Source organism: Quyinboa sediminis, assembly GCF_042219855.1.
GTDB lineage: Bacteria > Bacteroidota > Bacteroidia > Bacteroidales > UBA5342 > JBHJHP01.
The window spans coordinates 269392-285338 of sequence record NZ_JBHJHP010000004.1 but is presented as its reverse complement, the minus strand read 5'-3'; the positions used below and the strand labels follow the sequence as shown (position 1 = coordinate 285338).

The 15947-nt window shown below is 42.1% G+C and carries 5 protein-coding genes and 2 tRNA genes; 3 read left to right on the top strand and 4 right to left on the bottom strand.

Annotated elements, in window-relative coordinates; genetic code table 11:
- Positions 1-13: 13 nt before the first annotated feature.
- Positions 14-964 (bottom strand): DUF4249 family protein, encoded by a 951-nt coding sequence (locus tag ACE1EF_RS11635; RefSeq protein WP_375720839.1) that lies wholly within the window; start codon positions 962-964, stop codon positions 14-16.
- 80 nt (positions 965-1044) lie between these two features.
- On the bottom strand, positions 1045-1701 hold the full coding sequence (locus tag ACE1EF_RS11630; protein ID WP_375720838.1) for a carboxypeptidase-like regulatory domain-containing protein: 657 nt from the start codon (positions 1699-1701) through the stop codon (positions 1045-1047).
- A gap of 236 nt (positions 1702-1937) precedes the next feature.
- Here ACE1EF_RS11630 and ACE1EF_RS11625 point away from each other — a divergent pair, with 236 nt between their 5' ends.
- Positions 1938-4358: a TonB family protein gene (locus ACE1EF_RS11625; RefSeq protein ID WP_375720837.1), complete on the top strand. Its 2421-nt coding sequence runs from the start codon at positions 1938-1940 to the stop codon at positions 4356-4358.
- 6 nt (positions 4359-4364) lie between these two features.
- Here ACE1EF_RS11625 and nth read toward each other — a convergent pair whose 3' ends face one another.
- Together nth and ACE1EF_RS11615 are read right to left on the bottom strand one after the other, a co-directional pair.
- Positions 4365-5006, bottom strand: a complete 642-nt coding sequence (nth, locus tag ACE1EF_RS11620) for an endonuclease III (protein ID WP_375720836.1) — start codon at positions 5004-5006, stop codon at positions 4365-4367.
- 76 nt (positions 5007-5082) lie between these two features.
- A complete protein-coding gene (locus tag ACE1EF_RS11615; protein ID WP_375720835.1) occupies positions 5083-15183 on the bottom strand; it encodes an Ig-like domain-containing protein in 10101 nt (3366 codons plus the stop codon).
- A 282-nt stretch (positions 15184-15465) separates the two neighbouring features.
- On the opposite strand from ACE1EF_RS11615, the gene ACE1EF_RS11610 reads away from it, so the two are divergent.
- Positions 15466-15538, top strand: a tRNA-Gly gene (locus ACE1EF_RS11610).
- A gap of 207 nt (positions 15539-15745) precedes the next feature.
- A tRNA-Leu gene (locus ACE1EF_RS11605) sits at positions 15746-15831 on the top strand.
- The last annotated feature ends 116 nt before the right edge of the window (positions 15832-15947 follow it).

The following is a 15947-nucleotide window of genomic DNA, read 5'->3' as shown; positions in this document are numbered from 1 at the left end:
AAGGAACAAAGTTTCATTTCACAAAAACCTCCGCATAAGTGGTTGAATATGCCGTAAATAAACCTAAGCCATTCTCAATATTAGTATATAATGGATAATTGCTATTTGAATTGCCCAAACCAACATTAGCAGCCATCTCATACAAATAATACTGTTTTTGAAACTCATAATATGACTCATCAACATTCCGCAATTCAATATAAAAATCCCGTTCTGAATCAAGATCAACCGAATACTCTGTGAAATAGAATTTCACATGATATATGCTTTTATTGATGCTATGATTTGAGAATACATTATAGGGAGGCGTTTCATTTTTCAATATTTCAATCTCATCAGGATTAAAATAAATATCATGATGAATAGTTTTATATGAATCCACCACCTTTCTTTGAAAGAAGTCATATTCACTAAAGATGCCCCTTTCAATAAAATTAACCTCCCAGTAAATCTTCTCATCCGGTAAATTATTTAGATCAAACGCCACTGACGAGACAAGCTCAGTTTCTTCTCCTCTTCCTGCATCTTTGTTAAAAATCACATTTGAAATTATTCCTGGCTTAGGCACGAAAGCTTCTGCTACGACATCGTTGTAACCGGGAATTTTAACCAGACAGAAATATTGTTTATGTATTCCAACCGTTTCATCACTTATATATGTTCCTTTATCTGAATAATTTAAAGTATCGGAATTATTATCAGAATCCTTTATGATCACAATTGCATCAGAAACATATGGATATTCAACCTCCGTTAAATTACCGGAAAAGGATATATTCACTTTAAATATGCTATCTGCAATCAATAAACTGTTTATAACAGGTACTTTCCGGGATATCACAAACTCGTCTTCAACAATACTCTTACAGGAAGTTAAAAAGACAACACTTAGAGCAATACTAAACGTTGTGAATTTACTAAACAGGAAAAAGTATTGACCACAATTACAACATTGCTTTGTCATTTATTTCAAGGTATAGTATTAAGTTAATAACACTATCAAAACGATTAAAACGGGAATTTAGTCTTTACTTATACAATTGGTTATTTAGTAAACACCTCGTGGCTTGGATGCCGCAGGGAATCCATTGGGATGCCTTTTGAAAAGATAGAATCTCCCTGAATAGCATATTGTTGTTTCATAATACTGATGCGCTGCCGGGTTTCCCTGTCCTTTGCCTTTTCAATCTTAGCACCTAATTTACCGACCTGTTTCAGTAAAAGCGGGGCAAAATTGAATCCAACGGTTTCAAAGTAGGTTTTATTTGTATGTTTTGCATGTTGCCTCAACTGATACCGTGTAGATTCTGTTGCATCCATTGGTAATTTATCATACGAAAGATCTTGTTTCGATAAAAACGGACTTATCTCTACCTCTTTCAGAATAACACTTGATGTTTGAAGCATGACATTAACCAACTGAATGGTTTCTGAAGAGTCGTTCACCACCAGATTTCTTGGCTGCATCCCCATAAACATAAACACAACAGTATCCGGTGCATCAACTTCCAGCTTAAAATATCCTTTATCGTTGGTTATGGTTCCCACTCCCTTCCTTTTGCTGACCACATTAACGGCTACCAGTTCTTTCCCGTTCTGATCAGACACAATTCCGGCTACTACCTTTTTATTCCCGGTCTGAGCCTGAACCGAGATTACTACCATACCAAACAGAAAAATAAATCCGTAGAAAAAGCGCATAAGCTGACTGTATTGGTTTAAGAACGTTCCCGGATACTATTGGTTACTCAGGATACAGCTTTTTAACAGTTATTAAAATGTGTTTAAACGGTTTTGGGATGAGTCTAATCCTTAATCCTTAAAATCACACAATAAACGGAACCGTTATTAAGTTTTATAAGTATGTGAGCACACCACGTTCTTTTATTCTCTCTGTAGTATGACCTGTATTTTTATTAACGTTCAATTTATACCTTATGAATTCTCCATCCTGTAAAACAAAACCATCCATCATCGGATTTTTCATTTTAACATTGTTGTTTTCAACTTTCTATGCTGCAAAAGCATCAGACGACAAAAATGAATCCCCATATTTTGTGGTCATTACTGATGAAAACCAGGAAGCCAGTCTTCCTCTAAAGTCAACCGATGTTCATGTAAACATTTCAGGCGTTATTGCCGATGTAAATGTAAAACAAACGTATATGAACACCGGAAATACTCCAATTGAAGCCATCTATGTTTTTCCCGCCTCCACACGTTCTGCTGTTTACGATATGGTTATGAAGATTGGCAAAAGAGAAATCAGAGCCGTAATTGAAGAGAAAGCAAAGGCCCGCAATATGTATGAATCGGCTAAGAAGGAAGGAAAAAGAACGTCACTTTTAGAACAGGAACACCCGAATGTGTTCAAAATGAACGTGGCGAATATTATGCCCGGTGCCACCATTGAAGTCAACCTGTCCTACAGTGAACTTTTAATTCCAACCGATAAGATATATGAATTTGTCTATCCTACTGTTGTCGGTCCAAGGTATGTGAGTAAGAAAGAGCTGACCTCAGCAAAAACAGAAACATGGAACGGAAATCCATATCTGATGAAAGGCGTAAAACCAACCTCCATCTTGTCATTATCTATTGATCTTAATGCCGCCATTCCAATCCGTGACATCCGTTGCACCACACACCAGAACAGGATAGAATTTGCCAGTAAATCAGAAGCTACCCTGACGCTTAATGAGCCACAGGGAGGAAACCGGGATTTCGTTATGCAGTACCGTCTTGCAGGAAACGGAGTACAAACCGGTGTATTATTATACGATGATCCCAATGGTGAAAATTATTTCCTCGCTATGATGCAACCGCCTGAACGCTTAACCCCGGAAGAAATTCCACCCAGGGAATATGTTTTTATTATGGATGTTTCCGGTTCAATGGAAGGGTTTCCACTGGACATCTCCAAACAAATTATGACTGAATTATTAGGCGGTCTGAAAGAAAATGATCTGTTCAATGTTATTCTGTTTGCCGGTGGATCTACCATGTTATCAAAGAATTCCATGAAAGCCAGTGCGGAGAATATAGATGAAGCCTTGTATTTTATTAATAACCAGTCAGGCAATGGAGGAACAGAGTTATTATGTGGTTTAAAAGCAGCTTTGAACCTGAATGCAACTGAGAATTATGCACGAACATTTGTTATCCTTACCGATGGCTATGTAACGGTTGAAAAGCAGACCTTTGATTTTATACGTGAGAACCTTGGAAAAGCTAATTTCTTTTCCTTCGGCATCGGACGTGGAGTTAATCGCTACATCATAGAAGGAATGGCTCACGTAGGTTACGGTGAACCTTTTATTGCACAAAACAAGCAGGAAGCAAGGGAAATGGCAGAAAAATTTAAAACATATATTTCCCAACCTGTACTAACGAATATTCATGCTGCATTTGAAGGTATAGATGTGTATGATGTACTACCCGAAAATATTCCTGACCTGTTTGCCGACAGGCCTGTAATTATTTCCGGCAAATACAGGAATAATGCAAACGGACTTCTGAAAATTGAAGGGCAAAGCGGGAAAAGTATTTTAGTCAAATCCATAGCAATTCAGAACGAAAACCGAAAGAACAGAGCCCTTAAGTATTTATGGGCCAGAGAAAAAATACGTCTGGTATCTGATTACAACTCGTTAGGAAATGACTCATGGAGCCACAATAAGGACAAAAAAGAACTGGTTGATGAAATAACCCGCCTGGGATTACAATATAACCTCCTGACAGAATATACTTCATTTATTGCAATAGACTCATCCCTTGTGAATCCAAACAGCATCCCTGTTACTGTAAGGCAACCCATACCACTTCCTGAAGGTGTGAATAATTCCGCAGTCGGGCGCAACCAGACTCCACCACCTGTCTCCTCAAATCTGAATATTGTTGAGGCCGAATTTGATGAGGCCGTACTTATGGATGTCGATACTGAAGAAGAAGCCCTTGATGAAAATGCAGTTTTCCAGGTTGTAGAAAAAATGCCTGAATTTCCTGGTGGTGTAAATGCAATGATGAACTTTTTGAGAAATAATGTCACCTACCCACCGGAAGCAAAGGCAGCTGGGATCAGTGGAAGAGTTTATGTCAGTTTTGAAGTAGACACCATGGGAAATATTGTCAATGAACAGATTGCGAGAGGTGTTGACTCCATTCTTAATGCAGAAGCTTTGCGTGTGGTAAGAATGATGCCTAAGTGGATTCCCGGTGAACAAAGAGGAAGAAAAGTCCGGGTCAACTTTATGCTACCCATAAATTTTGATGCAGGAAATTCGTTTTACAATAAAGTGTATCCATCCCGTCCTGAACTCCGGGGAGAGCCCAAAAAATATATTAAAATTCCCTGTTGATTATTATCAGCGGGTTAAAGATTGGTAATACCGGCAAATCGATGTAATTCCGCATGTTTCGCATTTGGGTTTGCGTGCCAGGCAGACATAACGTCCGTGCAGGATCAGCCAGTGGTGGGCTTTTGGAATGAGATTTTCAGGAATATATTTTATCAGTTGTAATTCTGAGTCCAGTGGATTTTTTGCATCTGTTGTCAGGCCTATCCGTTCTGCCACCCTGAATACATGCGTATCCACTGCCATAGCCGGTTTATTAAAGACCACAGAGGCGATAACATTGGCTGTTTTCCGGCCAACACCGGGTAATTTCTGAAGTTCTTCCACCGAATCAGGAACCACGCCTCCAAAGGTATTGACGAGGGTTTCCGACATACCTTTCAGGTGTTTGGCCTTGTTATTGGGATAAGAACAGCTCTTAATGAGTTCAAAAATATCCTCTACTGAAGCCTGAGCCATACTTGCAGCATCGGGGTATCGGGCAAATATAGCCGGAGTCAGCATATTAACCCGTTTATCCGTACATTGGGCAGAAAGGATCACTGCAACCAGCAACTCATAAGGATCAGTATAAATCAGTTCTGTTTCCGCTTCAGGCATGTTCACCTGAAACCATTCGATGAATTTTTGAAACCGTTCTTTTTTAGTCATGAATGAAGACTTAATATCATTAAACAAACATTCCCGGTTTTGCCGGGAATGTTGTACAAATATACTTTTATTTTAATTAGCGTCTCAGGTGAATATATCCTTCTTTTACTTTCCTGCCCCTACCAAGTGTCAGACGATAGAAATAAACACCTTCGGGCACATCTGCTTTTCCAATCCGGTTACTCTGTCCGTTCCACCATGCTTCATAAGGTCCGTAACGATCTTCGTCACCGTAGTATTTCATATCGAACACCCTGTTTCCCCATTGGTTAAAGATATAAATTTCTGCATCCGGGAAGTTCCACAACCCCTCAATACAGAAGAGATCGTTGATGCCGTCACCGTTTGGTGAGAAACCGTTCGGAATATCGAGGTAATCCTCACAGTTATCGGTATCATCCAGGTAGTTCACCAGACCATCACCGTCACAGTCATCGTTATACGGATTACCGTCGTTGTTGGTATCCTCATAACGGTTAGGCAGACCGTCACCATCAGAATCTGCATCCCAGTCAAACGGATCAATATAGTCTTCTATTCCGTTGTCATCCCTGTCCAGCAGGCCCTCTATGGCATCCGGAATCTGGTCGCCATCTGAATCAAGATCGAGGTAATTCGGAATACCATCCATATCCACCATGTCTTCGTCCCCTTCAACCAGGTTTGGAATACCATCATCATCCGAATCAAGAATGCTGTCTCTGTCCATAATGTAAACCATGGCCGTATCTGAGGCACCTTCATCATCTGTGATTACATACATCAGTGAATCTGAATAGTAGAAATCAGCATCCATGAAATAGATCAGATCACCTGTGGTAAAGTCAATATATGCCGATCCCATGGTTGGCAATACTTCTATCACCACATGATTTCCGGTTAAGGTGGTTTCCACATCATAGTCGTTAGCCAGTATAGCCAGTGTATCGCCGTCCATATCTGAAATAATGATGGTATCATTCACCGCCACCGGCACATCATTTACAGGATATATTTCGATAAAGATCCATGCCGAATCCATGTCCAGTTCACCATCGGCAATGAAATAGAGGATGGAATCCATTCCGAAGTAATCTGGTTCCGGAATATATGTTATAGTATCCGGCGCTTTATCCATAACGAGGGTTCCATGGAAAGGCACTGAAACAGAATCCAGCGATAATCCACTTCTGTCAGCATCCAGATCATTCACAAGAATCATCAGTTCAATAACTGAATCTTCAGGCATATAATAATAATCGTCGCTGGCATCGGGATTTTCATTTACGTTCTGTACAGTAATTACAACCATGGCAGTGTCTGACATCGCGCCATCGGTATCTTTCACATAGTATGTTATGGTATCATTACCAAAGAAATTCACTTCAGGAAGATAATTAATCACCCCTGTTCCGGAAATCAGATTGGCGACACCGTGTTTTGCTGAGGAGACAATAAATACTGAATCCAAAGGAATTGCGGCTTCCACATCACTGTCGTTTACCAGAACCGGAATATCAACCGTTGTTTCTTCCAGTATGGATACCACATCATCGTTGGCTACAGGAAGGTCGTTTACTGATTCTACCGTAATCAGGATGTTGGCAGAAACGGTATCACCCTCACCATCCACAATAATATACTGAATTGTATCATTACCAAAGAAGTTGGCGTCCGGTGTATAATATACAGTATCATTCAATAGGTTCGCTATTCCGTTCGCAGGTCCATTAACTATTGTAACATCAAGACCTGAATGATCAGGATCTTCATCGTTAGCCAGAACAGCAATAACCGCGTTTGAATCTTCCTGAATGTTTACGGTATCATCGGTTGCAACCGGTATATCATTCACATTCATTACAGTTATGTAGACATAAGCTGTATCTGATGCCAGACCTTCATTATCCTTAACATAATAACCAAGGCTGTCAAGTCCGTAATAGTTGAAAACAGGTGTATAACGGATCACTCCGGTACCCGGCAACAATATGGCATCGCCGTTATTGGTTGTAAATGCAATAAATATACTGTCGAACGGTATCGGACCTTCCACGTCAAAGTCGTTTATCAATATCGGAATATCGGTTACGGTTTCTTCCAGCATAATGGCATTATCATTCACTACAACAGGTGTGTCATTTACAGCTGTTACGGTTATATAAAGCCACGCACTGTCCACATCATTCTCTTTATCGGTAATGTAATACATCAGGCTGTCTGATCCGAAATAGTTTGCATCCGGCGTATACACCACATCACCGTTCGGATCAATGCTTATGCTTCCGTTCTGAACCTGAATTCCGGTTGTAATATCCACACCCTGACGGTCCGGATCTTCATCATTAGCCAGAATGTTCACACTTCCGGTCTCATCCTCATTGATCAGGATGAAATCGTTCTGTGCATGCGGCGTGTCATTCACTGCAATTACATTAATATAGATCCACGCTGTATCCAGATCACCCTGTGCGTCGCGCAAAATATAGAATACGGAATCCGCACCATAGAAATTCGCCGATGGTGTATAGATGACGCCTGTGGAATCAGCGGTCAGTTCTACTGTAGCTGTATCAGACATTGATACGGAATCCACAATAATACCTTCCCAGTCCAGGTCGATATCATTGACCAGTACCCATATCGTATCCGATGAATCCTCGTAAATACTTATGGAGTCGGGATTGGCAACGGGACGTTCATTAATGGTATCTATTTCAATATAGATGTATGCCGTTGCTAAGCTTTGTCCGGCTCCGGCTTCCTGAATCTGGTAATAGATGGTATCCCTACCGTTAAAGTTCGGATCCGGAGAATAAGATACGGTGTCGTTGTGCAATATATAAATTCCGTTATCCGGATCTTTCAGGATGGTCAGGATAAGACCTGTCCTGTCGGGATCGTAATCGTTTGCAAGCGGTACAATATCTATATCCATATCTTCCGTAATAACGATATAGTCATCATTGGCAACCGGAACATCACTTGTATCAGCACTGACCGTTACGAGAATATATGCTGAATCCAGATCTCCTTCCCCGTCAGCGATATAATACAGTACGGAATCGGAACCAAAGAAATCAGCCATAGGTGTATACCTTATATAGGTACTGTCGGATGATATTTCAGCCAGAGCATTTGGAGTAGATACGAGGTCCACAAGCTGAATTCCGGAATAATCAGGATCAAGATCGTTAAGCAATACATAAACTGAATCCCGCGTATCCTCATCCAGAACCAGTGAATCAATCACGGCTACCGGTGTATCATTTACTGCATATACGATAAAAATCATCGTGTCAATATCAGTCTGCATACCTGCTGCCACTTCCTGAATCTGGTAAATGGCAGTATCGGTTCCATGATAGTTAGCCGGTGGAATATACAGGAATGCGGTATCACCCTGATTAATAAACTGACCGGAATCCGGAGGAGTAATCAATGTCATAATCAGACCTGATCTGTCCGGATCATAATCATTGGCCATTGGAAGAACAACGCCACTTTCATCTTCATTGAATATAAAAGTATCTCTTACAGCATCCGGCGCATCAGCATCGTTATAAATTACTGTCGCTTTGATCAATGCTGAATCAATGTCTCCATCCACATCCTCAATAAAGTAGTAGAGTGAATCAGATCCGAAATAATCCGGATTTGGAATGTATATCACATAGGTACTGTCAGTTGAAATCTGTGAAACGCTGTTTGGCGAAGGTCCGAGGTCAATTACTTTCAGTCCGCCGCGGTCGTGGTCAATATCATTGACTAAAACATACACGGTATCCTGATCATCCTCGTTCACCGTTATGGTATCCATGTTTGCTTCAGGCAGATCACTCACCGGATTAACCGTAATAAAGATCCAGGCTGTTGCAGTCTGGTTATTGGCTCCCACCTCTTCCACCTGGTATTCCAGTGAATCCATTCCAAAGAAATCAGGATTTGGGGTATAGGTCATATCTGATCCGGAAATTACAACAGAACCACTATCCGGAGAAGACACCAGGTTTATGGTCAGACCTGTCCGGTCAGGATCATAATCATTGGTTAACGGTGAAACTACAACGGCTACATCCTCGTCTGTTATAACAGCATCATCAGTAGCTACCGGTGCATCGGTATCATCGGCTGTCACGGTAATTCTAATGATGGCAGAATCAAGGTCACCATTCATATCGGCAACAGTGTAGACAATGGAATCGGAACCAAAGAAATCGGCATCCGGAGTATAATCAATCGTTGATCCGGCATTAATCGCACCGGTACCGTTTACCGGCCCTGTAATGTGTGTAATGGTCAGACCTCCGCGATCCGGATCCGAATCATTAACCAGCGGATCAATATTAATGGTATTATCTTCCAAAACTGTTATCGCATCATCAAGCGCATCCGGAAGGTCGTTCACAGGATTTACCGTGATACGAATCCACGCTGTGGCTGTCTGGTTATTGGCTCCCACCTCTTCCACCTGGTACTGAATGGAATCCAGACCATTAAAGTCTGCATTCGGGGTATACGTCATGTCTGATCCGGAAATTACTGCCAGTCCGCTATCCGGAGCACTGACAATACTTAAAGTCAGACCTGTTAAGTCAGGATCATAATCATTGGTTAACGGTGAAATTACAACGGCTACATCCTCATCTGTTATAACAGCATCATCAGTAGATACCGGTGCATCGGTATAATCGGCTGTCACGGTAATTCTTATGATGGCAGAATCAAGGTCACCATCCATATCAGCAATAGTATAGACAATGGAATCGGAACCAAAGAAATCGGCATCCGGTGTATAATCAATTGTTGATCCGGCATTAATCACACCCGTTCCGTTTACCGGCCCTGTAATATGTGTAATGGTCAGACCTCCGCGATCCGGATCCGAATCATTAACCAGCGGATCAATATTAATGGTATTATCTTCCAAAACTGTTATCGCATCATCAAGCGCATCCGGAAGGTCGTTCACAGGATTTACCGTGATACGAATCCACGCTGTGGCTGTCTGGTTATTGGCTCCCACCTCTTCCACCTGGTACTGAATGGAATCCAGACCATTAAAGTCTGCATTCGGGGTATACGTTATGTCTGATCCGGAAATTACTGCCAGTCCGCTATCCGGAGCACTGACAATACTTAAGGTCAAACCTGTTAAGTCAGGATCATAATCATTGGTTAACGGTGAAATTACAACCGCTACATCTTCATCCGTTACCACAGTATCATCCACCGGTACCGGTGCATCGGTATCATCGGCTGTAATGGTTACCGAAATATCAGCCGTTGCCTGATCTCCGTTATAATCCTCTATGGTATAAGTAAATACATCGCTTCCGAAATAATCTGCGTCCGGCACATAATGAACCAGACCGGCAACAACCGTTGCAGTGCCGTGTGCAGGTGCTCCCAGCGAAACAATGCTTATTCCGTTAAAGTCCGGATCCTCATCGTTAGCCATCACATCAAAATCAGAAACCACATCCTCGTTGATGGTATAGGAATCATCATTGGCTACAGGTATATCATTTACCGGTGTAACTGTAATAACAATCATGGCCTGATCCGTACTTCCACCGGCACCTGCTTCCTGAATCTGGTATACAATAGTATCCTGTCCGTTATAATTTGGCGATGGCTCGTAGGTGATCACATTTCCTGTAACAGATGTTATGTTACCATGAACCGGGGCGGTGACTACTGTCATGATGAGTCCGCTGAGGTCAGGATCCTGATCGTTCAGTACCGGGTTGATATCCACACTTACATCTTCGTCTGTAGTCACAAAATCATTGTTGGCCACCGGAACATCAGAATCATCCGGATCAACCGTTACAGATACAGTCGCCGTGGCCTGATCACCCTGCCCGTCTTCAATGGTATAAGTAAAGGCATCTGCTCCGAAATAATCAGCATCAGGCACATAGTGTATCTGGTTGCCGGAAATTGTAGCTGTTCCGTTTCCCGGTGCTGACACAGCGACGATAGTCAACCCTGTAAGATCCGGATCTTCGTCGTTTGCAAGCACATCAATATCTATGGTATTATCTTCCGTCAGTGTTGCAGCATCATCATTGGCAACAGGAAAATCATTTACCGGAGTAACAGTGATGATGATATAAGCCTGTGCTGTTCCACCACCGGCACCAACCTCTTTAATCTGGTACAGGATAGAATCCATACCATAATAATTAAGATTAGAACTGTACGATATCGTGTTTCCTGATAAAACGGCAGTTCCGTTAGCCGGTTGGGTCACAATAGACAAAATCAATCCTGAGTTATCCGGATCAACATCATTAGCCAGTGGAGATACAACCAGAGGAGAAGCATTATCCTCAACAGTAGTTGCTGTGTCATTTACAGCAACCGGCATATCATCCATCGGGAAAACCAGTATTCTGTCCATTACCGTATTGGATTCCGCACCGGCATCATCTATTAATTTGTAATAGAAGTTATCCTGTCCGAAATAGTTTGCGGCAGGTGTATAAGTTACTGTACCGTTAGCTTCCACCACTATCGTTCCGTGTAAAGGGTTCTGGGTTATGGTAACTCCCGAGGGTGACAAATTTCCATCCACGTCAGAATCGTTGGCCAGCACATTGATATTTATAGGCGTATCTTCCTGCGTTATCCTGTTTTCCAGCACAGCCACCGGCGGATCATTTATCGGGTTGACAGTGAAATAGATTTTCCCTGTTGCCTGATCGCCTTCTCCGTCCTGTATCACATAGCTAGCAGAATCGGTTCCGTTGTAATTCAGATTCGGCTGGTATGTAAAGGTGCCGTCTCCCAGGTCTGTAATTGTACCATTTGCAGCTGATCCCATAGAAAACAAGCTGATTCCACTGTTATCAGCATCATAATCATTCACGAGCGGATCAAAAGGTGCACTCAGGATATCCTCATCGGTGCTTACATTATCATTGACTGCGCCCGGGTTATCGTTCACAGGATTAATGGTAATCGTAATGGTTGCAGTTGCCTGGTCCCCTTCGCCATCTTCCATTGTATAATCAAAGGTGACAATTCCGTTAAAATCAGGGTCAGGAGTAAAATGCAGGTCGGTACCATTGGCATCTATTGTAACTGTTGCATTCGAAACAGATGTGATGCTGACCAGCGATAGTCCTGACTTATCGATATCCAGATCGTTTCCAAGGGGTGTAAAAGTGACGGTTTGATCCTCATTAAATGTTAAGGCCGTATCTACGGCAACCGGGATATCATTTACATTGGTCACCGTAATGATTGCATCGGCCTGAGTGGTCTGACCGTCAGCATCAGTAATTGAATAGCTAATGGTATCTTTACCAAAGTAATTAAGCACCGGTTCGTATTCAATACCACCATCCGCCGTATTGAAACTAAAAGTCAGTGCATGTGAAGGCATTTTCACAACGGCCAGAACCAAAGGTGTATCACACAAGCCCTGATCATTATCCAGTACATATACACTATTCAAAAGCGTTTCCTCAGGTGTAGTCAGTGCATCATTCACTGCAAGTGGTGTACAGTCATCATCAATGATCAACCCATTGGCACTGGGCTTATTAAAAATACCGTGTGGCGACGGCAGATTGGACAGATTGAACTTTACATTTTCATCATTTTCGTCAATTTCATCATCCCCCGTTGGTACACTTATTTTCACTGATGTTGTTCCTGCCGGGAATAAAGCAGTTCCTGATGTCTCGGTATAATCATTATCTGCAACAGTCGCCTGATCATCCTGGGTGGAATAGTCTATTTCCAGGTCAATCGGGTAGGGTTTATCTATGGTGATCCAGAAATTCAGATCATTACCTTCAACAACCTGCGTATCCAGAACAGAGAAAAACACAGGCGTATCATCGTCTGTGATCAGGGCCAGTTTGCTCGATGCAAGGTTATTAAATGCAAGGTTTCCGGCCTGTACTATATTTAAGACAAACTGTTCAAGAGCCGGTTCAAAAATATCATCATTTAGTATAGGTATAAGGATGCTGCCGGTTGTAGTTCCCGGTGCAAAAAACAAGGTATCGGCTGTTGCCGTATAATCCTGACCTGCTGTTGCACTGATATTATTCGTTGCATAGCGGACCCATGTGAGTTTTTCACTTATCTCATCCAGGTTGACAGTAAACACAGCTACAGTATCCGTTCCTTCGCGAACGGAAATGGCTGCTGAGGCAAAACTGTATGATCCCGGATCGTCATTATCAACAATAGTACAGGTTCCTACAGGAATAGAGAAATCACAATTTACAGGATTGGTAAGCTGAACGGTAAACTGCTCATCATATTCATCCACCTCATCGGGTAAAACAGATATGGTGATATAGGCTTCTGTACTGCCGGCAGGTATTGTTATAATACCCTGCTTACCGGTAAAATCCTTATTCTGCGTGGCAGTACCGGGAATAGCTTCATAGTTAAACGTAACATCCTGAGCATAGATGGTACCCAGTGAAACCGTAAAGGTGACATCCTGTGCCGCATTAGGCTCCGTTATTGAAACATTGTTTATTGAAATACACGGGTTGATCTCCACATATTCCGAAAATTTGGAAGTCACAGCTACCCCGTCGCAGGTGGTTACACCACGAACACGGTAAAAGCCAAGATCGTTCACCACAAGACTGTCTGCTGATTCGCCTGATATAAATGAACCACCCAATTGCCACTGATACGAAGGGAAACCACTGGCTCTTAAAATGGCATTGTCAGGATAACAGGCGGTACCACCGGCTATAACCGGTTCTTTGGTTAACAACGGATCATCACCAAAACCGGAAAAATAACATCCGGCTCCAATCAGGTCATCCCTGATTGACAACGAAGCATTGATAGCATGCTCTGCATCGATCTCAAAATTCCAGACTCCCGTTGGCGTAAACCCTGTAAAATTGAAATCCGAGATGGTATAGCTTACCCAGTCAGTCCCTGTTATTACATTTGGGCCACTGTTATTGGGATATCCGGATATTATGGCTGAGATATCAGTACCATTAACCGTAAAGGCTGAGCCTGCCTTTGTAACCAGGGAAAGAATCGGGCTGTTTCCGTTCGGGTCTGCCATATCCACATTGGCAATCATCTGCGTGGCAAATGGGATATTAACCTTGGTGTTTGCCATACAGTTCAGTGGCGGTATAAAACTCATACCAATGGCCGCATCTGAATTATCGGCTCCCAGCGTCTGGTAAATATATGCTGCTTTGGAAGTCTCAACATACATCAGACCTGAAGCAGTAAAGTAGGAGTCATCCAGGAAAATATGATCACCTGCATTCGTTAATGTTGTAACAGCAACTCCATTTACACTTACGGTAGTATTGACTGCCGTGGAAACAACCAGAGCTTTTTCATTCAATGTAGAACCACGGCCTTTATTAATCGCATATTCTTTACCGACATATTCTACCGGCACAATCTGGTCTCCTCCTATATCCTGCACTGTGGAGGAACCTCCGCCAAGCCATGATCCTGTATTTACAACGATAGGCTTATCACTGGTTATATGGGTACCATTGATGGCATTGGCGCTGATAATATTTGCGGGGTCATAGGCACTGCCACTCCAGGTGTGCAGGTTAATTTCATCAGCAACAACATATGACTGATACTTATTTAAAGTAATTGTAAAGCTATTATTAGACTGATTATAATATTTAGCATCCGGATTGGACAGGGTAATCTGTGTATTATCTTCGGTTGCCATAATGGAAACAAAGTGATTCCGTGGACGTGTATTTTCTCCATATACGGTATAAATATGGCCTGTGTAAAACTCCAGTCCGGCGGCAACTTTACCTTTTGTAGTAAGCATTAATCCCTGTACTGTTGAGCGGTGACGTGCATTCACAAAGAATGGTTTCGCAGCTACCAGTACCATCCCGTCGTCATTGAGGGCTGTGTTCAGGCTACTTTTTTCAACTACACCCCATGCGGCCTGCTGGTAACCCAAATCCACAATCTGCGGTTGACTTTTGGATATCTGAACCTGCTGAGAACGCCCGGCATTATTAAACATTGTGACTGTAAAAGGCGTGGATTCATTCGTGGACAAAACCACATACTGTTCTCCGAAATCCTTATCTACAATCGTATTTGCATATAATGGGGGTAAGTAATGAATCGTATCTAACTGTGCAAAAGCAAAATATACATTGCTCAGGAACAAAAACAACATTAGATTCTTTCTGGTTATCATGCTTAGGCGCATAAGTCAATGTTATTAATATGTTAAACAATTCCAAAATAAACAAAAAAATACCATAACGCAAAACATTTTTAGCAAAAAGAAAACGCATTTATAACGTGCATATACAAAGGATTAGACCTTAAATTCACCCCGGAAAATATTTGATTAAATTTTTACTAATTATTTTGTGCGTAAAAAAAAATATTCTATTTTTGCCCCGCATTTGAACAACAGCCCCTGTAACAAGGGCGTTCATGCAGGATCTCAGAGGAGGTTGAACACAAAAAAATTGCGAGAATAGCTCAGTTGGTAGAGCACAACCTTGCCAAGGTTGGGGTCGCGGGTTCGAGTCCCGTTTCTCGCTCAAAAAAAAAATCAGAGAAATCGAAAGATTTCTCATTTTTTTATCCGGTCATAGTAAAACAAGTTTTAATAGTGATTAAAGCGAAACCGGAAATTTTGCAATAAATTTCATTCCACGGTTTACAGGGAATGACGTGCAGAACAACAATTCTGCCCAGGTGGCGCCCCGATGATTCGGGGGGTATACGCGGTGCAGTATAATTCTTCTGCCCAGGTGGCGAAATTGGTAGACGCGCCAGGTTGAGGGCCTGGTGACCGTTTTAGGTCGTGCTGGTTCGAGTCCAGTCCTGGGCACTTTAAGGCTTCCATTTTGAGATGGAGGCCTTTTTTTTATTTTAACCGGACTGGACGAGAAGTGTAGCGAAGCGGAATCCCGATGAGGAAACGATGTCGGGAAGTCCAGTCCTGGG

Bases quoted from the DNA above. Each gene is read 5' to 3' on its own strand.
- ACE1EF_RS11635 (WP_375720839.1), bottom strand. From the start codon at position 964: ATGACAAAGCAATGTTGTAATTGTGGTCAATACTTTTTCCTGTTTAGT.
- ACE1EF_RS11630 (WP_375720838.1), bottom strand. From the start codon at position 1,701: ATGCGCTTTTTCTACGGATTTATTTTTCTGTTTGGTATGGTAGTAATC.
- ACE1EF_RS11625 (WP_375720837.1), top strand. From the start codon at position 1,938: ATGAATTCTCCATCCTGTAAAACAAAACCATCCATCATCGGATTTTTC.
- nth (WP_375720836.1), bottom strand. From the start codon at position 5,006: ATGACTAAAAAAGAACGGTTTCAAAAATTCATCGAATGGTTTCAGGTG.
- ACE1EF_RS11615 (WP_375720835.1), bottom strand. From the start codon at position 15,183: ATGATAACCAGAAAGAATCTAATGTTGTTTTTGTTCCTGAGCAATGTA.